The 25,709-nt window shown below is 40.8% G+C and carries 21 protein-coding genes; 9 read left to right on the top strand and 12 right to left on the bottom strand.

Features of this window, described 5'->3' with window-relative positions; genetic code table 11:
- Positions 1-106: 106 nt before the first annotated feature.
- Positions 107-1,801 carry an RluA family pseudouridine synthase gene (locus QQJ93_RS02665; RefSeq protein ID WP_089123959.1) on the top strand — a complete coding sequence of 565 codons (1,695 nt, stop codon included), beginning with the start codon at positions 107-109 and terminating at the stop codon, positions 1,799-1,801.
- A 70-nt stretch (positions 1,802-1,871) separates the two neighbouring features.
- On the opposite strand, the gene QQJ93_RS02660 is transcribed toward QQJ93_RS02665, so the two are convergent.
- From QQJ93_RS02660 to QQJ93_RS02645, 4 genes are all read right to left on the bottom strand, one after another.
- A complete protein-coding gene (locus QQJ93_RS02660) occupies positions 1,872-5,414 on the bottom strand; it encodes a hypothetical protein (RefSeq protein WP_089123958.1) in 3,543 nt (1,180 codons plus the stop codon).
- A gap of 398 nt (positions 5,415-5,812) precedes the next feature.
- Positions 5,813-6,937, bottom strand: coding sequence for a glycine cleavage system aminomethyltransferase GcvT (gcvT, locus tag QQJ93_RS02655; RefSeq protein WP_089123957.1), 1,125 nt, complete (start codon positions 6,935-6,937; stop codon positions 5,813-5,815).
- A 41-nt stretch (positions 6,938-6,978) separates the two neighbouring features.
- A complete protein-coding gene (locus QQJ93_RS02650; RefSeq protein WP_089123956.1) occupies positions 6,979-8,340 on the bottom strand; it encodes an alanine/glycine:cation symporter family protein in 1,362 nt (453 codons plus the stop codon).
- Positions 8,341-8,558: 218 nt separating this feature from the next.
- Positions 8,559-9,149 (bottom strand): helix-turn-helix domain-containing protein, encoded by a 591-nt coding sequence (locus QQJ93_RS02645; protein ID WP_089124530.1) that lies wholly within the window; start codon positions 9,147-9,149, stop codon positions 8,559-8,561.
- 513 nt (positions 9,150-9,662) lie between these two features.
- On the opposite strand from QQJ93_RS02645, the gene gcvH reads away from it, so the two are divergent.
- Positions 9,663-10,043, top strand: coding sequence for a glycine cleavage system protein GcvH (gcvH, locus tag QQJ93_RS02640; protein ID WP_089123955.1), 381 nt, complete (start codon positions 9,663-9,665; stop codon positions 10,041-10,043).
- A 323-nt stretch (positions 10,044-10,366) separates the two neighbouring features.
- Entirely contained in the window at positions 10,367-13,246 is a 2,880-nt protein-coding gene (gcvP, locus tag QQJ93_RS02635) for an aminomethyl-transferring glycine dehydrogenase (protein ID WP_089123954.1), read from the top strand.
- Between the two features lie 78 nt (positions 13,247-13,324).
- On the opposite strand, the gene QQJ93_RS02630 is transcribed toward gcvP, so the two are convergent.
- The 7 genes from QQJ93_RS02630 to QQJ93_RS02600 all read right to left on the bottom strand — a co-directional run bounded on the left by QQJ93_RS02630 (position 13,325) and on the right by QQJ93_RS02600 (position 19,381).
- Positions 13,325-14,365: a cytosolic protein gene (locus QQJ93_RS02630; RefSeq protein ID WP_089123953.1), complete on the bottom strand. Its 1,041-nt coding sequence runs from the start codon at positions 14,363-14,365 to the stop codon at positions 13,325-13,327.
- A 327-nt stretch (positions 14,366-14,692) separates the two neighbouring features.
- The gene (locus QQJ93_RS02625; protein ID WP_284186024.1) at positions 14,693-15,481 is read right to left on the bottom strand and encodes a cytosolic protein; all 789 of its coding nucleotides are present in this window, start codon (positions 15,479-15,481) and stop codon (positions 14,693-14,695) included.
- 153 nt (positions 15,482-15,634) lie between these two features.
- Entirely contained in the window at positions 15,635-16,291 is a 657-nt protein-coding gene (locus tag QQJ93_RS02620; RefSeq protein ID WP_089123952.1) for an NAD(P)H-dependent oxidoreductase, read from the bottom strand.
- Between the two features lie 148 nt (positions 16,292-16,439).
- Positions 16,440-17,330, bottom strand: coding sequence for a LysR family transcriptional regulator (locus QQJ93_RS02615; RefSeq protein WP_089123951.1), 891 nt, complete (start codon positions 17,328-17,330; stop codon positions 16,440-16,442).
- A gap of 142 nt (positions 17,331-17,472) precedes the next feature.
- Positions 17,473-18,282 carry a MetQ/NlpA family ABC transporter substrate-binding protein gene (locus QQJ93_RS02610; RefSeq protein WP_089123950.1) on the bottom strand — a complete coding sequence of 270 codons (810 nt, stop codon included), beginning with the start codon at positions 18,280-18,282 and terminating at the stop codon, positions 17,473-17,475.
- Between the two features lie 137 nt (positions 18,283-18,419).
- On the bottom strand, positions 18,420-18,851 hold the full coding sequence (locus QQJ93_RS02605; protein ID WP_089123949.1) for a GNAT family N-acetyltransferase: 432 nt from the start codon (positions 18,849-18,851) through the stop codon (positions 18,420-18,422).
- Positions 18,848-19,381, bottom strand: a complete 534-nt coding sequence (locus QQJ93_RS02600; protein ID WP_160117500.1) for a DUF2937 family protein — start codon at positions 19,379-19,381, stop codon at positions 18,848-18,850. Before QQJ93_RS02600 ends, QQJ93_RS02605 begins: the two co-directional genes overlap by 4 nt.
- Before the next feature lie 181 nt (positions 19,382-19,562).
- On the opposite strand from QQJ93_RS02600, the gene QQJ93_RS02595 reads away from it, so the two are divergent.
- From QQJ93_RS02595 to QQJ93_RS02580, 4 genes are all read left to right on the top strand, one after another.
- The gene (locus QQJ93_RS02595) at positions 19,563-19,838 is read left to right on the top strand and encodes a hypothetical protein (protein WP_089123947.1); all 276 of its coding nucleotides are present in this window, start codon (positions 19,563-19,565) and stop codon (positions 19,836-19,838) included.
- Positions 19,839-20,220: 382 nt separating this feature from the next.
- Positions 20,221-21,240, top strand: a complete 1,020-nt coding sequence (locus QQJ93_RS02590; RefSeq protein ID WP_089123946.1) for a TRAP transporter substrate-binding protein — start codon at positions 20,221-20,223, stop codon at positions 21,238-21,240.
- A 115-nt stretch (positions 21,241-21,355) separates the two neighbouring features.
- Complete coding sequence (locus tag QQJ93_RS02585) at positions 21,356-21,931, top strand: TRAP transporter small permease (protein WP_089123945.1); 576 nt, start codon at positions 21,356-21,358, stop codon at positions 21,929-21,931.
- A gap of 12 nt (positions 21,932-21,943) precedes the next feature.
- The gene (locus QQJ93_RS02580; protein ID WP_089123944.1) at positions 21,944-23,230 is read left to right on the top strand and encodes a TRAP transporter large permease; all 1,287 of its coding nucleotides are present in this window, start codon (positions 21,944-21,946) and stop codon (positions 23,228-23,230) included.
- Between the two features lie 345 nt (positions 23,231-23,575).
- Here QQJ93_RS02580 and QQJ93_RS02575 read toward each other — a convergent pair whose 3' ends face one another.
- Entirely contained in the window at positions 23,576-24,004 is a 429-nt protein-coding gene (locus tag QQJ93_RS02575) for an organic hydroperoxide resistance protein (protein ID WP_089123943.1), read from the bottom strand.
- Between the two features lie 135 nt (positions 24,005-24,139).
- Here QQJ93_RS02575 and QQJ93_RS02570 point away from each other — a divergent pair, with 135 nt between their 5' ends.
- Both QQJ93_RS02570 and QQJ93_RS02565 read left to right on the top strand, forming a co-directional pair.
- The gene (locus tag QQJ93_RS02570) at positions 24,140-24,571 is read left to right on the top strand and encodes a MarR family winged helix-turn-helix transcriptional regulator (RefSeq protein ID WP_089123942.1); all 432 of its coding nucleotides are present in this window, start codon (positions 24,140-24,142) and stop codon (positions 24,569-24,571) included.
- Between the two features lie 180 nt (positions 24,572-24,751).
- Complete coding sequence (locus tag QQJ93_RS02565) at positions 24,752-25,693, top strand: siderophore ABC transporter substrate-binding protein (RefSeq protein ID WP_089123941.1); 942 nt, start codon at positions 24,752-24,754, stop codon at positions 25,691-25,693.
- Positions 25,694-25,709: the final 16 nt, after the last annotated feature.

The raw sequence follows: 25,709 nt of genomic DNA, 5'->3' as shown, positions 1-25,709 counted from the left end.
CTCGCGGTTTTTTCATTCACCGCTAAGTATCACCGACTAGCATTGCATTGGTAATCTAAAATCAAACCAGTACAATTAGTGGGATTGTCTTACTTGAGCCATTACCATGACTTGCTTTACGCCCTTTTCAACTGATATTTCTCATATCGCTTTACCTGAAACTTTCACCTTTCCATTTTGTTACGAGCCACATCCGTTAAGCCAAGTTGCTGCCGAACAGCTACAACAGCACTTAGAATCGCAAACCGATTGGCAACATGACTTTGGTTTTGAAGAAAGTAGCAATGAGGCCGGTAAAATGTTTGGGGTACTAGTGGTAAAAAACACTCAAGGAAAACTTGGGTTTGTATCGGCATTTTCTGGAAAACTGGCTGATAAAAATCACCTGCCCCATTTTGTACCACCGGTTTTTGACATGCTTACTGAAGGCAGCTTCTTCCTTGAAGGCACCGCACCTATTAATGTGATGAACCATCAAATCAAACAGCTTGAAGCAGATCCTGAACTCGCCTTACTTCAACAAACCATTCGTGATTTTAAGCAGCAAGCTCAACAAGAAATGGAAGCATTACGCCTTGCCATTATCGAAAGTCGTAAGCAAAGAAAAGCATTAAGAAAGCAAGCGGAATTACACTTTCAAAATCAATCATTAAATGACGAAGCTCTTCAAGCTATCTTTACCGATTTAAGCCGACAAAGCGTGGCAGAAAAAGCACAGCAAAAGAATTTAAAAGCACATTGGCAGCAGCAAATAGAAGAAGTAGAACAACAGCTACAACAAAAAATAGCTGTGATCGAACAATTAAAACAAGAGCGTAAACAACAATCGGCCAAGCTTCAGCAAAAGCTATTTTCTCAGTACCAATTTCTCAACCAAGAAAAGAAATCCAAATCACTGCTGGATATTTTTAAAGACAACACTAACCCAATACCACCAGCTGGCTCTGGCGAATGTGCTGCGCCTAAACTTCTACAGTATGCTTTCGCGCAACGCTTTACACCTATCTGTCTAGCCGAATTTTGGTGGGGAGCATCGCCAAAATCAGAAATTCGTCAACATAAGAAGTTTTACCCTGCTTGCCAAAGTAAATGCCAACCGATCCTTTCTCACATGCTAGAAGGTATTGAGCTCGACGATAACCCTCTACTTAAGAATCACGCCGAAGGCCAAGAAATCAACATCATCTACCAAGATGAAGCTATTGTCGTCGTCAACAAACCAGCCGAGTTTTTATCGGTACCCGGTGTCAATGTAAAGGATTCAGTCTACACTCGCCTACAAGCACTCTACCCTGATGTCGAAGGCCCGTTTGTGCTGCACCGCTTAGATATGTCGACTTCGGGTTTACTGGTTTTTGCACTCACCAAGCGAGCCAATAAAAGCCTACAAAAACAATTTATTACCCGTAGTGTTGAAAAAAGATATGTTGCATTACTAGATGGAAAATTAGCAGGGGAAAATGGTGGTATTGATTTACCACTACGTGGTGACTTAGAAGACAGACCAAGACAAATGGTGTGTTTTGAACATGGCAAACCAGCGGAAACGCATTGGCAATTAATCGAAACCCTGACTATTAATGACCAAGAAAAAAGTAAAGTATATCTCTACCCGAAAACCGGCCGAACCCATCAGCTACGTGTCCATTGCGCCCATCAAGATGGTTTAAAGATGCCTATTATTGGTGACGACCTATATGGAGAAAAAGCCAACCGTCTGCATTTACATGCGCAACGATTAGCTTTTGAGCATCCTTACACTAAGAAAAAAATGGTGTTTGAGGTGAATGCTGAGTTTTAATCTTATTTGTCTCAATAAAAAACGCTCATCTGAAACCATCAAATGAGCGTTTTTATTCATCTACATTCTATCAATTAAATGAGAGGGTAAAAGTATCATGGCCTGTGTATTTACTACCACCAGTGCGGATAAAGAAGTTACCTTTCGCTTCTGGATCGCCATCGGTATAACCATCGTGATAAACCACAGCAGTATAATCAATAGAGTTTAAACCTTGAGAAGCAAGTAGTTCACCCAATACTTCGTCAGAGAAAATATTCATTTTTAAATATTTTCCTTCTTCTGAACCATAAGCTAATTCTTGGAAGTGACGACCATCTTCATTAACTGCTTGTTGAAAAGCAATACGGGCTTCTTCATTATTTGGCATCAAATACACATTAGCAAACATTCCACCGCTCACAGAGTCTCCTGTACTTGTCATAGTAAAGCTAAAGTTTTCAAACACACTTAATGAACTACTACTTGGCATCAGGTAGTAGAACCACACCGATTGACCATTAGCCGTCACCGAGATCTCGTCAGGATTTCCATAACCACTGATCGTCGCTCCAGTTTGAGTTGCAGTAGTAAAAAATGGCGCACTGTTACTCAGCATATAAAAAGGTTCAAAAGAATAATGAGATAAAACAACTTTATCACCATTACCTGTGTATGAAGAGCCACCGATACGAACAAAGAAATTACCTTTGGCTTCTACATCACCATCAAATTCTTCTGGAGCATCATAAAATGGTAGAACGTTGAAATCAGAGCTTGCTAGACCTGTGTCCTTAAAAACACTTCGTAAAAGTTGCTGATTTGGTACCGTTAACACATACACATACCGGCCATCAGGCATAGCACTCCACTTAGGCTTGCGCACTGGAGCGCCAGGTTCAGAAGGAAGAGCGTCTAGTAAATTTAACTTATCTTCACTCAAATCAGGCACAGAAGTTAGATAAACATTAGCAAAGGTATTTGGCGCTGGATCATTACCATTTTCATCTTTTGCAAAGAACATGAAATCCGCAAAATCCGTTAATGGTTGTTCACGATCAATTGGCGTATACGCCCAAACCGAATCGCCACCAGTGGTAATCTCTACTTCTGCGTTTTCTTTTACTTCAACTGCTGCATTAGTTACCGCTGCAGTTGTCATAAATGGTGCACTATCAAGAGTTAATTGATGTACAGGGTTAAAACCATAGCGAGTTAAGTAGATACTTTGGCTATCGGTGTAACCTGAATCACCAAAGCGTACAAAGAAGTTACCACGAGCTTCTGGGTCACCATCACCTACTTTGCCTTCCGTTTCGGTAGCAGGGAAACCTAAGCTATCAAAATATGGAATGGCTATAAAATCAGATAAACTTAGGCCTTTTGATTTCAACAAGCTAGATAGGCTCTGACCACTATCAACGGTTAAGACGAAAATATTACCTTCCCCTTGTCCCCATTGAGTGTTGCGAATATCTGCTGAATACGATACAACCGCTTGTGCTTCAATTTTATCAACAACATCCAATGATGAAGGCTTCACATAAATATTGGCAAAAATCCCTCCACTAACATTGGCGTCATTTTCTTCATGAGCACTAAACAAGAAATCACCAAACTCTTCTAATGGCGTTTCTTGATCAATTTGACTATACATCCACACTGAATCGCCGTTGGTTTCAACTAATGCATTCCCATAAGGCAAAATAGTGACATTTGCATCAGTTTGAGTCGCAGATGTCACAAACTTACCGCCTTCTTCCATCAATTGATAAGTAGGCTCAAAGCTAAAGCGATTTAACGTAATCTCATCATAGCCTGTGTAATTTGAATCACCAAAGCGTAAGAAGAAGTTACCTTTGGCTTCGTAGTCACCATCTGTACCGGTCCCAGCAGGTGCATCGTGATAAACAGGGACAATAAACTTAGATTTATCGATATTATTCATAACCAATAAATCATTGAGTGATTCGCCTTGATATAAACGAATCTCAACGTATTTGATTGGATCATCTAATCCCTCGGGCCCATAGCTTTTCAGTTTAAAGTGGCGAGAATCATTCACGGCTGCCGTTTCAAACTCAGTCATGCCATCAGTATCAGGTACTACCAGCATATAAAGGTTCATAAAGACTTGTGCATCACTAGTTGCATCAAAAGAAACATCAGGGAAATCAGTAAGAGATTGTTCTTGCGTCATTGGAAGGTAGACCCATACTGAGTCGCCATTGGCTTGGGTCGTCATCACACCTTGCTCAACAACAGGTTGCTCAGTGGCACCTACAACCGTTAATTGCTTATCGTAACTACGGAGGTTAACGAAATAGTTTTTATCGAGTGGTGATATATCCGAGTTATCACCCACACCATCGCCGTCCGTATCTGCGGTTTCAGTTGAATCAGTAGGGAAAGCATCAGCATTGTTGCCTACACCATCACCATCGGTATCAAACCACTCGTTTTTATCATTCGGGAAAATATCAGAGTTGTCCCCATAGCCGTCATTATCTGAATCTGTTGTTTCAAACTGATCTAGAGGAAACGCATCAAGATTATCACCAACACCATCACCGTCCGTATCTTTCGTTTCATTCGCATCTTCAGGGAAAGCGTCAGCGTTATCGCCCACACCATCTTTATCAGTATCTAGCCATTCCTTTGCATCTTCAGGAAAGATATCTGCATTATCTCCAACACCATCACCGTCTGTATCTTGAGTTTCAGTTGCATCCTCTGGAAAAGCATCAGCGTTATCGCCTACACTGTCTTCATCGGTATCAACCCATTCGGTTGCATCATTTGGAAATGCATCAAAAATATCAGCTACATCATCGCCATCACTATCGGTCACTACATCCGAATCTTGAGTAAATATTGGTTCTTCAGACTCAAATGACTTATCAGGATCTTGTTTAATTTCAGCCACTTTCTTTTTAATAAAAGCATTAACTGCCGCTGCTTTTTTACTAAAATTATTCTTGTTACTTGTATCTTTAGCAGCCTCTTCTAATCCATCCGCTGATTCAGGAAATACATTGGCAGCAACCAAGTTCTGAGAAACATAAACCATATCAGTATGACCTTTCTCAATAAAGTCACCCAATAGCTCATCTTCAGATAACCCTAACTGAGAAGAAATAGTAGCGATCGCTTTTTGTTTTTTCTGTTCAATCTGTTCAGCAGAATCGCCATCTGATGCACTTTGCTTGATAAGAATATCAACTAATGTAGAAAGAGGAGTAACAGCAGATTCACCAGGAGGAGCTGACATTACATAAGCTTTTTCAACAGCCGTACCATTAGGATTCTCATCCGTAATAGTATCTTCATCGACTGTCTCACCTTTTATTGCTTGCACAATAACTGAGTATTGCTCTGGATTATCAATACCTGTGGTATCTAAGTCCGCTTTACCACCATTTCCAGTATTTGCAGATGGCTCACCTATGTCTAATTTAAAGTTACCATTAAGGTCTAGCCACACTTGTGCGCCTCTCAAATAACCATCAATTGCAGTCACGCTATAACTTGAGCTTTCTGCACCTCCATTATCTGCCGTATTACTGTCGCTATCATTACAAGCGGTTAGACCTGTTAGCATTAAAGCAACAGCAATCGCCGATTTTTTGTTCATACCTATATCCTTACATTTATTATTGATATACCTATCACCAATCCATCAACAAGATAAATACGTCAGGAAACTGTCAAATGTAAGTCAAATCTTACAAAAAATATCATTATTGAGACTACGATCATGAAAAAACATATTTTCATTGATCTTTAACACGATCATCATCTAGCAATAAAAATGAAATAACGAAACAAGCATTAAGGTGGGGAGTACTTAAAATAATGGAGGGCTGTTAGGCTAAAATTTCCTCTTAGTTCAGCTTATTATTTGGTTGCAGAATGGCGAAATAATTAATATACCCAAGTGACTTCAAGATACAGAATTCACTTGGGTATAAATGATAATAAAAAAACCAGTAACCTTTATGGCTACTGGTTTTCTAACTTAAGAATGAAATATTAACCGCGATAATAACGCTGAGGTACAAACGGCATTTTTTCGACTGTCATGGGCAGCTTTTTACCACGCACGTCAGCAAAAACTTCAGTGCCAATTGCAGCAAATTCAGTGGCAACATAGGCCATTGATACCGGCTTACCTGCGGTAGGTCCGGCAGTACCACTGGTAGCAATGCCAATTTCATTATCTTGCGCATCAAACAGCTTACAACCTTCACGAACAGGTGCTTTGGTTTGTCCAACTAAACCAACTCGCTTACGAACAACATCTTTCGTTTCAATTTGCTTTAAGATGATATCTGCACCAGGAAAACCTCCCGCACGCTCACCATCGGCGCGACGTGGTTTGCTGATACCCCACAACAAACTCGCTTCAACAGGTGTAGTCGTCGTATCAAGATCATGACCATATAAGCACAAGCCACACTCTAGGCGTAGTGAGTCACGCGCACCTAGACCAATCCATTCGACTTCTTCACAAGCAGTCAATTTATTCGCCAATTCTGCCGCTTTATCGCTAGGAACCGAAATTTCGTAACCATCTTCACCGGTGTAACCTGAACGACTTACAATGCATTTCAAACCATCGATATCGATCTGTTGCACATCCATAAACAGCATATCAGCGACTTGTGGTTGAAAACGCGCTAATACCTCTGCCGCTTTAGGACCTTGCAGCGCCAACAATGCACGATCTTCAATCACTTCAAGCTCTACACCTTGCGGTAAGTTCGCTTGCAGATGAGCAATATCTTGCGCTTTACACGCTGCATTGACTACCACAAAAAGATGATCATCAAGGTTCGCCACCATGAGATCATCCATGATGCCGCCTTGTTCATTGGTAAAGAACGCATAGCGCTGTTTACCCGATGGAAGATCGATAATATCAACCGGTACGAGTGCTTCTAACGCCGCCGCAGCACCTTGTCCTTTTAAGCGTAATTGCCCCATATGGGATACATCAAAAAGACCTGCTGCATCACGAGTATGCAAGTGTTCTTTTTTTACGCCAAGCGGATATTGAACAGGCATATCGTAACCTGCAAATGGCACCATTTTCGCGCCAGCTTCAAGGTGAACTGCATGTAACGGCGTTTTCAAACATGTTTCTTGATCGGTCATTTATCCTCCATCGGGCTTTCGCCTACTGCACCACTGATCGATTAATCAGCGGTTTCTTTGATAGTGACATCTTTCCCTGAGAAATAGTCACGAGTTAATTTAAATACCACAGGGCTTAGTAATACCAACGCAATTAAGTTTGGAATGGCCATCATTGCATTCATGGTATCGGCCAGTAACCAAATAAAGTTTAATGAGCTCATCGCACCGACTGGTACAGCAAGCACCCACACAATACGGAACGGTTTAATCGCTTTGGCGCCAAATAGGAACTGGACACATTTCTCACAATAGAAGCTCCAACCTAAAATGGTAGTGAAAGCAAAAATAGCCAACGCAATAGCCACGATCACATTACCAAATGAGAAAGTGCTACCAAATGCGCTTGACGTTAGCGATGCACCTGTTTCACCCGACATCCATTCGCCAGACAAAATGATCGCAAAACCAGTAATTGAACATACAATAATGGTATCAATGAAAGTACCAAGCATCGCAACCAAGCCTTGTTTCACTGGGTTCTTGGTTTTCGCGGCGGCATGAGCAATCGGAGCTGAACCTAAACCAGCTTCATTGGAGAACACACCACGAGCCACACCAAAACGAATCGCCGCCCAAACTGCTGCACCAGCAAAACCACCTTGCGCAGCCACTGGGCTAAAGGCACTTTCTATGATCAAAGCAAACGCAGCTGGAATATCTGAGATATGGGCAACCATTACGCCTAGACCTGCGACAATATAAAACAGCGCCATTAAAGGTACCAACTTACCGGCTACCTCAGAAATACGTTTAATACCGCCGATTAATACCAACCCAACTAAAACCATCAAAATAATGCCAGTGATCACAGGGGAAACACCAAAGTTGCTATCTAATGCATCTGCAACCGAGTTTGCTTGTACACCATTACCAATACCAAAACCGGCAATCGCACCAAAAATAGCGAATAGAGTTCCGAGCCATGCCCATTTTTTAGATAAGCCGTTTTTGATGTAATACATCGGGCCACCGACATAATTTCCATGCTCATCTTTTTCACGATACGTTACCGCACATACCGCTTCCGAATACTTGGTTGCCATACCGACTAACGCAGTACACCACATCCAAAACAAAGCCCCGGGACCACCAAGCGCAATTGCCGTTGCTACGCCTGCAATATTACCGGTACCAATGGTGGCAGAAAGTGAGGTCATTAAAGCATTAAATGGCGTAATGTCCCCTTCCGATGAGCTGGTACGCCCATTCCATAACAACTTAAAACCTTGCGGCAGCTTTAAAATTGGCATGAATCTTAGTCCGAGCATTAAAAATAGCCCAACCCCTAAAATCATGACCAACATAGGGACGCCCCAGACGACCCCATTAACAGCAGAAATAAAATTGGTTAACGCTTCCATGTGAAGTCCTTTCTTTTATGATTATTCACTTATGCTCACTTATATCCACAAGACTTGAGTATATAAGAGCACAAATCGAACCAGAGCCATGCAAAAACCACTCCATAGTGCATGCTCTAAACGAGTTCATCATAAGCTTGAAAAAACGATCGTATCTAGTAAGAATCATAAAAGTGTGAAAAAACACTCAATTTTGTAACAAATAAACAACATTATGCTTATTTAGCCGTAACCCATAGTATTAATGCGTCGTCATCACTGACTGAAATTAAGGTATGCCCCATACTGGCATCGTAGTACACGCTATCACCTTGTTTTAATTCAACGGGTTCATAAAATTCACAATAAAAGCGAACCTCGCCTTCCAACACTAATAAGAACTCTTCACCATCGTGACGGATCCATTCCTGATAATCATCAAAACTGCGTGAACGAATTCGGCTTTTGAACGGTACCATTTTCTTATTGGACAATTGAGTTGCCAATAATTCATGCTCATAAGTAGTGGTTGGATGCGGCTTACCTTCACCAGCTAAAGTGATATCACGTCGACCAACTGCACTGGTTTGTTTTGGCGGCTCAAAAATTTGTGGAATCGGCATATCCAGACCAGTGGCAAGCTTTTGCAAAGCCTGAAAAGTCGGAGAAATTTGCTCGTTTTCAATTTTAGATAACGTCGAACGCGCCAACCCTGTACGCTTACTTGCCTCTTCTAACGTTAGTCCCATTTGTAAACGGATATCTTTTAAACGCTGTCCCAAATTCAATGGCGTTAAGGTTTGCTCAGGATCGTCTGATTGAAACGTCATCTGCTTATTTGTTAGTTCACTGTTTACACTCACCGATATCCCCTATCGTGTATTATTCCTTTCTCGTTACTCTAACTGGGTTTTATCAAGAACTAGGTGTCATCAAGCTTAATTCCACCAGGCCAAGCAAACGATTGCTCAAACAGTCTACCGATTCAAAATATCAGATTAAAGGGAAACTATTCCCTAAAAGGTGCTATAGGTAACAAAAATAGAAATCTTGTTTCTTATAGGAAACTTTTGGTTGAATAATCGACCGGTGAAAAGTATGTTATTGGTAATCGCATACAAGAATGGTAAAGGCTTGAAAGGAAAATTTATCCCCTAGCTTCTACCCACAGTAATTGGAGTGCACTCAACAAACTGCAACTTCAAGTACGAAGAGTAGCCATTCTTTTTAAATACACATTCAATGACTACACTAAGATCGCTTTCGTTTTTTTAACCCAAAAGCAAACGATTGCGTAATAAATCATTGATTAGAAAAACTTTCTATTTTTAGGAGCAATTAAAATGGACATGACTCTAAAATTTACCGAAAGCCACGAATGGGTTCGTGATAATGGTGACGGTACGGTAACCATCGGTATTTCTGAACACGCTCAAGAAATGCTAGGCGATGTGGTTTTTGTTGATCTACCAGAAGTTGGTGACACTATCGATGCTGGTGATAGTTTTTCTTTAGTGGAGTCAGTGAAAGCAGCATCTGACATTTATGCTCCTGTAACGGGTGAAATCGTTGAAATTAATGAAGAACTAGAAGACAGCCCAGAACTTATCAATAGTGAGTCTTATGAGGGCGGCTGGATTGTTAAAGTGAAACTAGATGACGCATCTGAATTAGATAACTTGCAAGCAGCAGAAGATTATCTGGCAAGTATTGAAGAAGACTAAAGGCAGTTGCGAGATGCGAGTACGCTTCGCTCCGAGTTTCGAGAAAAAGCAAACTAACTTATAGCGGTTGAAAACGTCATCCTGAAAAGCGACATAGAAGCGCAGTTCAGGATCTCCGACAGCGAATGATGTATTGGCTAGATAGTCACTCGCCTTAGGAGATTCCGTATCTTCTTCGCCTAGGCTCATGTACGGAATGACGTCGTTCTGTTTCGCTTTTTCTAGGAACTAGGAACCAGTAACTAGGGACTTCTCTTCAATTCACCATTCAAAAAGTCAGCTAATTTAGATTCGCTGGCTTTTACTTTAATTCAGGTATCACCATGACAAATCTAATCAATGATTTATGTAACAGCCAAGAGTTTATTGGTCGACACAATGGACCAAACTCTAATGATCAACAAACCATGCTCGACATCATTAACTCACTAAGTGATAGCAAAGCAGATTCTCTTGATCAATTAATTGAACAAACCGTTCCAGCAAATATTCGTTTGCAAGCGCCAATGAACTTAAGTGCGCCAATGAGCGAAGCAGATATGCTGACGAAAATGAAGGACATCGCACAACTTAACAAGGTGCAACGTACTTTTATCGGCCAAGGCTACTACAACACCTTCACGCCAAACGTTATTCTGCGTAATGTGCTTGAAAATCCAGGCTGGTATACTGCTTACACTCCTTACCAACCAGAAATTTCTCAAGGTCGTTTAGAGTCTCTACTTAACTACCAACAAATGGTAATCGACCTAACAGGCATGGACATTGCCAACGCTTCTCTATTGGATGAAGCTACCGCAGCCGGTGAAGCCCTGACTCTTTGTAAACGTGCAGGCAAGAGCAAAAGTAATGTGTTCTTTGTGGCTGATGACGTACACCCTCAAACTATTGAAGTCGTCAAAACACGTGCTGAATTTATTGGTTTTGAAGTCATGATTGGCAATGTCGATAACCTACCTCAACAAGATATCTTTGGTGCGCTACTGCAATACCCAAGCACCACCGGTGAAGTACGTGATTTAACCGATATAATCGCAGCGGCTCAAGCCAATAAAACACTGGTGACGGTTGCCACTGATCTCCTCGCTTCAACTTTATTAAAACCTGCTGGTGAAATGGGCGCTGATGTGGTGATTGGTAGTGCGCAACGTTTCGGCGTTCCAGTTGGATACGGCGGTCCACACGCAGCCTTTATGGCAACACGTGAAAAACACAAACGTACTATGCCTGGCCGAGTGATCGGTGTATCCATCGATAGCAAAGGCAAGCAAGCATTACGTATGGCAATGCAAACTCGTGAGCAACATATCCGCCGCGAAAAAGCGACCTCGAATATTTGTACTGCTCAAGCACTACTTGCCAATATGGCTTCTTTCTACGCGGTTTATCATGGCGCAGAAGGCTTACGCACTATCGCACGTCGTACTCACCACTTTACTGCGATTCTTGCTGCTGGCTTGCAATCAGCAGGTCATAAACTGGTACACGAGACTTTCTTCGATACCATCACCATTGATACCCAAGAACAAACCGAGCGTTTATATCAAGCGGCGCAACATGCAGGTATTAACCTACGTAAGCTACCGTCACAAATTGGCATTAGCCTAGATGAAACGACCAAAGCGGAAGATATCGAAGCACTATTTACCGTGTTCTCGGTAGAAGGCAACGTTGAAACATTCTCCAATGATATTGCTGCTAATGAATTCAGCGCAATTCCTACTGCTTGCCAACGTACATCCGAGTTCTTAACTCACCCAGTATTCAATACCCATCGTAGTGAAACACAAATGATGCGTTACTTGAAAAAACTGGAAAACAAAGATTTCTCATTAACGCACGGCATGATCCCACTGGGTAGTTGCACCATGAAACTCAATGCTGCCGCAGAGATGATCCCTGTCACTTGGCCAGAGTTTGGTTCAATTCACCCCTTTGCACCATTAGATCAAGCTGCCGGCTACACTGCCCTTGCCGATTCTTTGAAAAAGCAATTATGTGAAATCACAGGCTACGATGAGTTTTCTCTACAACCTAACTCAGGTGCTTCTGGTGAATATGCGGGCTTAATCGCGATTCAACGCTATCACCAAAGCCGTGGTGAAGGTCATCGTAATGTTTGTTTAATTCCAAGTTCCGCACACGGTACTAACCCAGCAACCGCTTCTATGGTTTCGATGAAAGTAGTTGTCGTGATGTGTGATGAATACGGCAACATCGATATGCAAGATCTTGCTGCAAAAATCGACAAACACCACAGCGAACTTTCCAGCATTATGATCACTTACCCATCGACACACGGTGTGTATGAAGAACAAGTGCAAAAAGTGTGTGACATGGTCCATGCGGCAGGCGGTCAAGTTTACCTAGATGGTGCAAACATGAACGCACAAGTTGGTTTAACCAACCCAGGCGTGATTGGTGGTGATGTTTCTCACTTGAACCTACACAAAACCTTCTGCATTCCACACGGTGGTGGCGGTCCAGGCATGGGTCCAATTGGTGTAAAATCACATCTTGCTCCTTTCCTACCAGGGCACATTGAAAATGGCGTCGAAGGGAAAGAGTACGCGGTATCAGCAGCAGACCTAGGCAGTGCATCTATTCTGCCAATCTCATGGGCTTATATCACCATGATGGGTGGCACAGGCTTAACCGAAGCCACTAAGATCGCTATCTTAAACGCGAACTACATCATGGAACGCCTGCGTCCACACTACCCAGTACTTTACCGCGGACACAATGGCCGCGTGGCACACGAATGTATTATTGATATTCGCCCACTAAAAGAAGCCACAGGCATTAGCGAAGAAGACATTGCAAAACGCTTAATGGATTACGGTTTCCACGCACCAACCATGTCATTCCCTGTCGCTGGTACCTTAATGGTTGAACCAACTGAATCGGAAGACAAAGCCGAGCTAGATCGCTTCTGTGACGCCATGATCGCCATCCGCCAAGAAATGGACAAAGTTCAGCAAGGTGAATGGCCGCTCGACAACAACCCATTAGTCAACGCGCCACACACTCAAGCAGACTTAATGAGCGATACTTGGGATCACCCATACACCCGTGAAGAAGCTTGCTTCCCATCGGCACAAGCAAAAGATGCCAAATACTGGCCAACCGTTAACCGTGTCGATAACGTCTACGGCGATCGTAACTTGATTTGCTCATGTCCGAGTATTGAGAGTTATCAGTAAAGAGTTATGAAAAGCTGAAATGAGAAAGCGAGTACTGTGAAGTGCTCGCTTTTTTGTTGGGAGATCTTTCAACACTTATTACAACACCCACTCCAACTGCTGCAACTTATGCTCAACCAACAAATCATCAGGGGCTATCTTCTTAGCGACTTCTAAAAGCTTCAGTGCATCTTGTGGGTTTTCTTGTTGATGCTTAGTCGCAATATCAACCAGTGGCTGTATATCAATAGTCTTCTTATGCTCTTTGACGTGCGCTTTTTTTTCATCAATTAACACATTATGTGCGGTGCTCAATAAACCTAAACGATGGGAAGAGTTTGCATTGGCTTTATTGAGGCTATCGTAATAATCCTCTTTTAGGCGCAAGGTTTTAGTTTGATGGCGAAACTGGGCAATATCGATTTGTTGATGGCGAATAAAATCCACCGCGACTTGCTTATAAAAACCAAACCTATTGAGGTAAGTAGCGTGAGTGCCGTGCCCCATACCGAACACTCTTAAATGCGTCAATTCTGGGTAGCGTTTAGCATGTAGGCGATCGATTTTATTGGTTGGATCATAAATGATGTAGCCTTGTGCATCACCAAGATCTAAATCGTGGTAATCCCCTTGCCAATCAAATTGTTGGGCAATTTCGGTACTGCTCCTATCATCCCAAGGCACGAGAGCTTTATTTTTTGTACTGACAGGATGAAACAACAATACTTGGTCCAATTGCAGCAATTTTGAGAATGCGCCGATGGCAAAACCACCACGGCTTAGCCCGTAACCTAGGCGAGACTCAAACGGTGCTAATAAGGTAGATAATTGTTCTAGGAAGAAAATTAAATTACGGCTACGAAACCAATTACTTTTTCCTAGATGCTGAAAAGAGATGATATTGACATTTTGCTTTTGGGCAAGGCTGTAACCCCAAGGCGCAAAGTCTGAGTGTAAATCTTGTTGCTGTAGATTGGTGCCAGCAGGCGAGAAGGTGAACAACAATGGTTTATTTAAATCGACAAACTCATATTTAACAAAAACATCATCTAGTAAATCTTCCCCTGTTATTGGTAGCCTCGCTTGTTGCTCTTGTTTATCAAGCGCAGACCATTCATCCAACCAATACAGTAACTTCATTTATCCTCCATCTAAACTGCCTTAATCAAGCAATTGTTTTAAATTCATTTGTGTCGTACTTCCCCGTATAAGGGCGTTCAATCCTCTTTTAAAAACTGGATTTTGACTTGTTCATTAAATTGAGAAATATTTATACCCAAGTAACTTCAAGGTGCGAGTTTCAGCAAGAATAAAACAAGCTTTAGGCAAGGCAAATTGAATATGATCATAGTTATTCTATCTCTGTTCAATTTAACGCAGCATAAAGCTTGTTTTAACTTGCCCTTCGGGAGCTTCATCCAAACCTTTATGCTGCGTCAGATTGGTTTGAAAGGTAACTACATTCCTTCACCAATTTTTCTTGCCTAAAGGTTTGGATGAGAGCTCTGAATTCTGCACTTTGAAGTCACTTGGGTATATCATCTGATGATGAATAAATTGCTCGACCATCTGATTATAAAAATCTCGTCTGTCTAAATTATTCGGGTGGACGCCGTGCCCCATTCCCACCACGGTAAAGTGAGTCAGTTCTGGGTAACGTTCAGCATGAAGCTTATCGATGTCATTGGTTGGGTCATAAATAATATAACCCTGAGCATTACCTAGGTCACGATCATGATAATCACCTTGCCAATCAAACTGTTGAGCGAGCTTGGTACTAGAGCGATCATCCCACGGCACTAATGATTGATTTTTGGTACTGACTGGGTAGAACAATAAGACGTGGTCAAGTTTCAGCAAATTGGCAAAAGCACCTATCGCAAAACCACCACGGCTTAAGCCATAACCTAATCGAAGCTTGAAAGGTGTGAGTAACATCGAAAGTTGCTCAAGGAAATAAATCAAATTAGGGCTACGGAACCAATTGCAGATCCCAAGATGCTGAAAAGCAATCACATTCATTTGATATTGTTGTGCAAGTTCATAGCCCCAAGGCGAGAAGTTGTCGTGCAAATCTCGCTCTTTCACATCCGTGCCAGAAGGAGAAAAGGTAAACAATAGCGGCTTGTTTAAATCCACCAGCTGATAGCGGACAAACACATCATCAAGTTGGCTACTTCCAGAGAGAGGAAGACGAGATTGCTGTTCATTTTCGGGAAGGGATACCCATTCATCCAACTTATACAGTAATTTCATTTATCCCTCTCACGAATTTGATGCGCGCGCACCTTAACAAAAAAGAGGGGGAGATGTAAAACGGCGTGGAAAATTGAACAGGAGTTATAAAATAAAAAAACGAGCACTTCACTTGAAATACTCGCTATATGTAATGGCTACTTATATTAAGCTTTACAACGTCTTAATCACATCATCGATAGCCAGTCGAGCTTTCGGTAAGCCGTGATTATAATCTTCGCCATCTTTGTGGTAACCAACCGCGATGGCAACTTCACAAATATGACCATCAAGTTCTGCGGCAAATTCTTCACCGATTAGTGCAGAATCAACACCTTCCATTGGAGTCGAATCAATCCCCAAACGAGCCAAAGTATGTAGTAGGTTACCTAGTGCAAGATACATTTGAGCTTTAGACCAATGGCCGTTAAAACCTGATTCATCGGTATTGGCATCAACGAAGGCATAAGCACCCATAAATTGATCGTACATCTCTGCTGGTAAATGACCAGATGTCACTTCAGCATCAACGCGTTTGGCAAACTTTTCTTTGGTAAAGTTTGGATCGTACGCCAAAAGAATGGTATGTGAGGCCGCTTTCGCATGTGGTTGGTTAAACTGATGCATATTGGCAAACGTATCGTGAAAGCGAAGTTTGGCTTCATCCGTTTCCAAAACAAGGAACTTCCATGGTTGAGAATTAATCGATGATGCCGATAAACGAATCGCTTCTTTAATGATAGCCATATCTTCTTGAGAGATACGCTTCTCTTCATCATATTTTTTGGCAGTATAACGGTTATTAAGATCTATGATTATTGGATGAGACATCTTGATACCTTCTTTCAATACAATGTAGATTACAGCGCTAAGGGAAAAATCAACCAATGCGCTAACGTTGAAAGCAATCATACGTAAAAATTTAAAATTGATAATAGAGCAATTAGTTGAATTACTTTATAGATTTTATTGAAAATGATTACTCCCAATATGTCGGATGGCCAAAGTAATCGATAAAATAATCTATAAAAGCACGGACTTTAAGAGGAGTTAATCGAGAACTTGGGTAAACAGCCCAGATATTCGCGTCCATATCCAATGGATAATCTTGTAAAATTTCGACTAAATCGCCAGATTCTATCTGCTGATATACGCTCCATAATGAGTTAATCGATATTCCAAGGCCATTTATCGTGGCATCACGCATTGCATCGCCATTATCGGTTCTAAGCCGGCCTGAAGTATGTACGTTGAACAGCCCACTGTCTGTTTTAAACGGCCAGTTATCCATGCCCATCAAATTAATACAATTATGATTAGCGAGATCTTGTGGTTTTTTTGGGGTTCCAAACTCTTGTAAATACTCAGGAGAAGCGACAACTATGCGTCGGTCTTGAGCTAACTTTCTGGCGATCAATGTAGAATCTTTTAATTCTGCCACCCGTATCGCGACATCAAATCCTCCCTCTACCATATCTATGATCGAATCTGAAAAGCGAAAATCTACCGTAATATCAGGGTATTTAGACATGAACCCTTTCAAAGCAGGAATCAAGTGTATACGACCAAATGAGGCAGGAGCAGTCACACGCAAGGTACCAGTCGGGTTATTATTTCCAGCACCCACTGCTCCACGTGCGGCTTCAACGGAGGCAAGCACTTCTTCAGCATAAGGAAGAAAAGCTAATCCTTCTTCAGTTAAAGAAACTTTACGAGTGGTTCTATGAACTAAGCGAACGCCTAAGCCTTCCTCGAGTTTATTAATATACGAACTAGCCACTGCCGGTGATAAACCTAGTTCATGCCCTGCCTTGCTAATACTCTGGCTTGACGCTAAACGAACAAGCAGCTTTAGGTGTTCTATATTCATCTCTAATTCAATGCCGTCTATTCATGGCTAATCATGACTTTATTTTATCGTAAATATTGAACTTGTAGTGTATGAATAAACTAAAAAACGAGCGCTCCATTTGAAGTGCTCGTTTTTGTTTTATTCTAAATTAAATACTCGATTAAAACGCAGGCTCAATCGTGCCTTTAAAGGTAGTTTGGATAAAATCACGAATCGGTTGTGATTGATAAATTTCCACAAACTTCTTATATGTGGTGTTATCCTTATCTGCTGCACGAGAAGCAATAACCATTACTGCTAATTCAGCATCTTTTGCTTCAAAGTAGATACCTTGCTCTTTCGGATCTAAACCAGATGACATCACATAATTCATGGTAATCACAGAAGCATCCGCATCCGACAGGGTTCTAGGCAATTGCGCGGCATCCATTTCGATAAATTCGAGCTGCTTAGGGTTTTCAATAATATCGTAAACGGTCGCTTTCGAGCCTAAACCTGGTTTTAAGGTGATAAGATCTGCCTCAGCTAAAAGCAACAAAGCTCGACCACTGTTGGTTGGATCATTTGGAATAGTAATGGTCGCTTTTTGCGGTAAATCAGACAAATTTTGATACTTATCGGAATACACGCCCATGCGCATCAAAATTGAACGACCAATAGAAACTAAGTTTGCTTTCTTATTGTTATCATTAAAGTTATTTAAAAAAGGTTGATGCTGATAACTGTTTAAATCAATACTGCCATCGACCAACGCCGCATCCGGTGTGATGTAATCAGAAAAGGTCACTACTTCCACTTTTAACCCTTGCTTAGCTGCCTCTTCTGCAACCGCTTCAACAACTTGAGCGTGAGGGCCAACCGTGGCACCTACTCTAATGACTTCCGTTTTTTCTTCTTGTCCGCAAGCGGTTAGTCCTAATGCTAAAGGAAAAAGTAGTGCAAGCTTGGTAATAGTTTTCTTAATTGTCATAAATATCCCTTTAAATAAAAATAGCCGTATAGACATCTATAAACAGACTACCTCAACCGAAGCCGGAAACATAATGATTAAAAGTATGCTAGGTATAACGAATGGTTATATCACGGTGAATTATTTAAGAACGCGCCTCATCCAAGTACTTTATGAAAAACGATCTTACCTTCACCTTCATTATTTCCAGTTTCATACCCAATGATTTGATAGCCACTAGATATTAATAAATGCAGCATATTCGGATAACGGTTCATCGATTTAACAGCTATCGCGTTATAGCCAGATTGCTGCACCCATTGTTCTTGATATTGACGCAATGCAGTGGCGATGCCTTGATTGCGGTAGTCTGGAATAACGCCTCCTAACCAGCTATAAAATTCATCCGAACTTAGTTGATACCCGACCTTGTAACCAACCAACTCACCTTTTAATTTGGCAATCAGAATAAGGTGAGGTTTATCGGCTAAGCGAGACTCAAGTTTGTCTTTGGTCGTACGGCCATCAAATTCTGGAATCTGCTGATTGATAAAGAGAATGTCGTCAATAGTGCCTTGTTCTATGATCATCTCATTTTCCTATTTGCTTTATACGGTTTACCAAGCAGACTTTTTAGAAGCAACGATAAAATAAATAATACCAATTCAGATAGTGCTAAAACCATTAACCCAAAAATCGCACCAATACTGATCGCTTCAGCATTGAGAATCACTTTGTACTCATAATGATTCCAAACATCTTGGCGGATCTCGGAAATAGGGCTGACGAAAACCTGTAAATAAGGGCTATAGCGTGATTGATGAAAATTACTTTGTGCTTGGGTGAGCATTTGGTTTCTGGCAACGAGAGTTTTAATGCTTTTTCCACCCGCTACAATCACTGGATCTTGGTTACGAGCGTAATGTTTAAGTAGTTGCTCTAAGCTACCGTTAAAATATTGATCAGCATCATCTTGAAACTGAGATAAACCTTGAGAGGACTCAGCCACTCTAGCATCTAAGTTTTGTCCATATTGACTAACAAAACCGGGAATTTGCACCCCAATTAGCACACCAAATATCAATACTGCGAGCTTAAGATAATCTATGATCTTTTTCATTGAACACTCCATGTCATCAGGCACATTACAGATAGAAGATCTAACGAGAATACATGACGAAAAGGAAAAGCATAATGGTTTATACGCAAGTGACCTTTAAAGTTCAATCTACCTCCAAAGTTCAATTTATTTTTAAAGTTTAAAATTTTATTATAAAAGAACTAACCAAGAGGAACTGTATATGAACAAAAAGCCGACTCGTACAGAAGCCATGCAAATCATCATTGATGAAGCAAAAACAACTTTTCCTTTATATGAAGAAGATACCTTTGTTTGCGGTACTGAAGGTAACTGTATTGGTTGTCCTAAAAAGTTAATGGAACTGGTTGATTCTGAACTGTCGTATTGGGAAAGTGCGCTAAAGCGCGGCGTCACTCCGCAGTTTGATGAAATTCGCCGTTTTGGCAAGCTATGTAAAAATGTTAAACGCGGTTTAGTACGTAACAATATCCTCTAAAACCCTCCTTCCTTTTATACACTTGAATTTTATCCATAGTGTTCTAAGTTTTAGTTAAGCAAAATTTTTCAATCATCACTAAATTCAGCGACTAAATAGCTGATATTGGGCTATTTGCCTTAATTACCACAAAAAAAATGTGTAGTGTACTTAACATTTTTTGACCAAAAACTGTAAAAACCCAAGCAAATTGAATGTTTAAATTTGTTAGATCACTCAACATATTGGGATAAAACTGCATCAAAATCGTGATCGTGATCACATCAACAAAGAACCCACATTTTTTTCATGTGTTTGGCCCAAAATGTTTATGAAAAGATGATTAAGTAAAACCTAAGATAAAACATCGTTATGAACGACATCACCAAGGAAAGGAGAGCAAATGTTTACTCGAAATAGCTTCAAAAAGCTTGCTACCGTATCTTGCATTGCCGCAAGTATTGGGTTTTCAAGTTTTGCTAGTGCCGATACGTGGCGTTATGCCCATGAAGAATATGAAAATGATGTTCAAGATATTTATGCTCAACAATTTAAAAAATACATCGAAGATAACTCTGATCATACTCTGAAAGTTTATCGTTTTGGTGAGCTTGGTGAATCGGATGACATTATGGAGCAAACACAAAGTGGTATTTTGCAGTTTGTTAACCAATCACCCGGCTTCACTGGTTCATTGATACCAGAGGCACAAATTTTCTTTATTCCTTACCTAATGCCTACTGATATTCAAGCCGTTATTAAATTCTTTGGTAGCAGTAAAGCGATCAATGAAGACTTCCCTAAACTCTATGCAGAACAAGGTCTAGAGCTACTAAAAATGTACCCAGAAGGTGAAATGGTTTTAACAACCGATGAACCTATCACCTCTCCTGATGAACTAAAAGGCAAGAAAATCCGTGTAATGACAAACCCTCTATTGTCATCAACTTATGAAGCCTTTGGTGCGACACCTACTCCGCTTCCTTGGGGTGAAGTATACGGCGCACTACAAACGAATATGATTCAAGGTCAAGAAAACCCTATCTTCTGGATTGAATCAGGTGGTTTATATGAAGTATCACCAAATCTAATTTTTACTCATCACGGTTGGTTTACAACCGCTTCAATGGCGAATAAGAAATTCTATGATGGCTTATCAGATGAAGATAAAGATTTGATCCAAAAAGCTTCAGATTACGCTTATGACGGAACCATTAAGCACATTACTGGTTTAGCGGAAAAATCACTTAAACAAATCCAGTCTAAAAGCGACAAAGTAACCGTTACTCGTTTGACCGATGAGCAACTTGCTAAATTTAAAGCAAGAGCCCCTCAAGTTGAAAAAACGTTTATTGAAATGACAGGTGAAGGTGGCCAAGCCTTACTGGATCAATTCAAGGCTGATTTAAAAGCTTCACAATAATAATTAGCGTTAACTAAGGTTAATTAACCTCAGTTACGGATAATTAAAGTAGGACTGAGCACCGAGTCACTTTGCCACACAAGAGTCTTCGGTGCTCTTTATTGAAGGAAGCACTATGCCTAATTCAGATAGGTTAGATTACCACTCCGAACTGCCCGGTTTTTTGGGTACCCTCGATAACTTTCTAAGCAAAATAGAAGCCGTGATGCTCGCGACAGGCGTATTGCTCATGGCTTTAAATACTTGCATCAATGTCGTTGCTCGATTCGTCTTTGGCGAAGGATTATTCTTTGCTGGAGAAATTAATCGAATATTGATTATTCTTATTACATTTGCCGGAATTGGCTTTGCAGCTCGCTTAGGGCGTCATATTCGCATGTCAGCATTTTTTGATATGTTGCCTGATAATGGCCGAAAATTTTTGATGATCCTTATTTCACTTATCACAGCCATCATTATGTTCGCCTTAACTTACTTTTCTTTTCAATACGTTGTAAGCGTTTATGAGCGAGGCCGAATACTGCCTGCACTAGGGTTTGAAATTTGGTGGATTTATATTTGGGTACCATTGGGTTTTGCTATTACCGGTGTTCAATACTTACTCACTGCATTGAAAAATCTCACTAGTAAAAAAGTTTACTTATCAAGTGGTGTCGTTGATGGCTACACCGATCATGAACAAGACCTATAAAGGCACTATTTTATGGCACTGACTTTAATGCTCATCATGTTGGTACTGCTATTAATTGGCTTTCCAATGATGATTCCTCTCACTGCAGCAGCTCTAACGGGCTTTTATATGATGTTTGGCGGTATGAGCCAAATGGATACCTTTATTCAGCAAGTACTTGGAGGTATTCGCCCTGCTTCTCTGATCGCGGTTCCCATGTTTATTCTTGCCGCCGATATTATGACGCGCGGACAATCAGCACATCGACTCATCAATATGGTGATGACTTTTATTGGACACATTAAAGGTGGGTTAGCCATTAGTACCGCAGCTTCTTGTACTTTATTTGGTGCGGTTTCTGGTTCTACCCAAGCAACGGTAGTTGCCGTCGGCTCAGCACTGCGCCCTAAATTACTAAAAGCTGGCTATAGTGATTCCTTTTCATTAGCTCTTATTATCAATGCCAGTGATATTGCATTTTTAATTCCACCAAGTATCGGCATGATTATTTATGGCGTGATTTCAGAGACTTCAATTGCAGAGTTATTTATTGCAGGTATTGGCCCAGGCTTAATGATCTTGCTGTTCTTCTCAATTTATTGCTACATCTACGCTACTGTCAAAAAAGTACCTACCGAAGAGAAAGCTAGTTGGAGTGAAAGGTTAACCGCCTCCAAACGTGCTATTTGGCCATTAATGTTCCCAATAATTATTGTAGGTGGGATTTATGGCGGTGTGTTTAGCCCAACAGAAGCCGCAGCGGTGTGTGTTCTATATGCCATCATTTTAGAGTTTGTTATTTTCCGCTCGCTCACTACGCAAGATATCTATGTGATTGCTAAATCAACAGGGTTAATTACAGCAGTGGTCTTTATACTCGTTGGGGTCGGCAGTGGATTTTCATGGATCATTTCTTTTGCGCAAGTACCGCAAACCATTTTAGATGCTATTGGAATAGATCAAATGGGGCCACTTGGCGTATTAGCTTCTATTTCCATCGCCTTTTTCGTGGCTTGTATGTTTGTTGATCCTATCGTGGTGATCTTAGTATTAACACCAATCTTTGCACCAGCGATTGCAGCCACAGGACTCGACCCAGTTCACGTCGGTATCATTATTACTCTGCAAGTCGCTATTGGCTCAGCCACCCCACCGTTTGGCTGTGACATATTTACAGCGATTGCCATCTTTAAACGACCTTATTGGGAAGTGATACGTGGTACTGGACCATTTATCTTTATCTTATTGTTATCAGCAGCTTTGCTCATTTTCTTCCCAAGCATTGCACTGTTTTTAAGAGATATCGCCTTTGCGGAATAATCAACCTCAGCTGCGGATAACTAGAAGTCACTCAATACAGCACTTTAGGCGTCTAACTTCGTTAAAATCAACGCAATAGGCCAGCTATTGACTTATGATTTTGCCTTGTTATCCATCCCAAATTGCAGCATTGAGAGAAAGTCATCAACCCTAGATGTCTGACAGATGTTTTTATCATTTTGTATATCAGTGGGTTGGGTTAATTATTGTGACACTCTTATCCGAAGCTGAGGTTAATCAATTCAACTAATTGAAAATTGAGATACAAAAAGGCCTCACGCTATATCAATAACGTGAGGCCTTTGTTTTATTTGAACACTTTATCGAAGAATGAGCTTCTATGGTTTAAGCAACCGATAACTCAATCGCAATATTGCCGCGTGTTGCATTTGAGTATGGGCAAACCTCATGCGCTTTGTTTACTAATTCTTGAGCGGTCGCTTTATCAAGATCACCAACATTGACTTCTAGCTTCACTGCAATACCAAACCCGCCTTCAATTGGGCCAATTGATACTTCAGAATTAATATGCGTATCTTGTGGTAGTGCCACTTTTGCCTGCCCTGCTACCAATTTTAATGCACCGATAAAGCATGCTGCGTAGCCAGCCGCAAATAATTGCTCAGGGTTAGTACCTTGACCATCATCACCGCCTAAACCTTTTGGTGTTGAAAGAGCCACATCCAAACGACCATCATCTGATTTTGCTGAACCTTCACGTCCACCTGTTGCAGTCGCTTTAGCGGTATAAGCAACACTTTGTAATTCTTTCATGTTTTGTTCCTTTTTGGTTGAGCGAAAAATATCAAGAAAAATACTTTGTACGCAAAATACTAGAACGTTAAAACGTTAATTGCAAATATTTTGTGTGCAAACTAAAATGACAATAAGCACAAAATGAGAATAGACATGAAACATCCCCAACTCAAACTCGACAACCAAATCTGCCATCGTTTATATATGGCCTCTAATGGGCTCACTCGCACCTACCGTGACTCATTAACCGAACTCAATCTAACCTACCCACAATATGTTGTAATGATGGCGCTATGGGAAAAAGATGGCATTAGCATTACCGACCTGCTTGAGAAGACTGCAATTGATGGCAGTGCCATGACGCAAATTCTCAAAAAAATGGAAGATAAACAGCTATTAAGCATAGTGAAAGATCAACACGATAAACGTAAACGTGTCGTTAAATTGAGTGACGAGGGAGAGAGTTTGCAATCAAAAGCCGCGAAAATACCGGAACGTATTCGATGCCAATTTCCAAGTTTAAATGATAAAGAAGCCGACCAATTAATTAGTCTTTTAGATAGAGTGATCAAAGATTTAAACTGATTTAACGTAAAAATAATTTAGCACAATCACCGACTTACTTCTCTTTGGTAAGTTGGTGATTCTATTTCTTGTCCTACCTCATTATTTAATTAACTTTACACTTCTTGCTCTTGATTTCTTACTTCTGCTCTATATAGTAATCGCAATGATAATAGTTATCGATTACATAAAGGATAAGAAATGAAGTGTTTCAACAAATCTAGTTTGATAGCCTCCGCTTTCATCTCAATCGCAACGTTAAGCTCAGTTTCAGTAAGTGCTAAATCTGTCACGGTTAATCATATTATGGGCTCAACCACACTTGAGTCATCACCACAGCGCGTGGTAGTGATTGGCACTGGCGCACTTGATGCCGTTGATGCACTTAAAATAAAACCGGTGGCGGTTTCAAAAGGAACCGCTTTACCTGATTATCTTGATCAATATAACGCTGATAATATCGCTTCTTCTGGTACCATTTTTGAGCCTGATTTTGAAACTATTTATACCCAGAAGCCCGATCTTATTATTGTTGGTCCACGCAGTTCTAAACACTTCAAAGAGCTTTCTAAAATCGCTCCTACCTTTGTCTTTGCTGTAGAAAATGGCTCTGATTACTGGCAAAACACTCAAACTCTCTGGAATGATTTAGGCGTAATTTTTGATAAACAAGAATTAGTAAATCAGAAAATTGATGTTTTAAACCAACGCTTTAAAGCGATTAAGTCTTATAACCAAAGCCATAATATGGATGCATTAATGCTAATGAGCTCTGGTGGTAATGTGACATCATTTGGTGAAGGATCGCGTTTTTCCGTTTTATATAAAGACTTTGGGTTTAAGCCAACCATCGCAGTCAAAGATAAAAAATCAGAAAAAACCGGCGGTCATGGTCAATTAGTTTCTTACGAACTGGTTAGCCAAGAAAACCCATCTACATTATTAATTTTAGATCGCGACAAGTTAGTCAATAAAGGTAAAAGTACCACTCGCCAAGACTTTGATAATGAACTAGTTAAGTCGACTAATGCCTATAAGAACAATCGTATGATCTATTTAGACATTCCAGCTTGGTATGTGGCTAGTTCTGGCATTACGGCAACAGAAACTATGGTTAGCGATATTGAGTCATTAACCAAATAATCAAAGCTTGAGGTTG

The sequence above is a fragment of the Vibrio algivorus genome (assembly GCF_030161215.1).
Lineage (GTDB): Bacteria > Pseudomonadota > Gammaproteobacteria > Enterobacterales > Vibrionaceae > Vibrio > Vibrio algivorus.
This window is presented reverse-complemented; position numbering and strand designations above follow the sequence as displayed.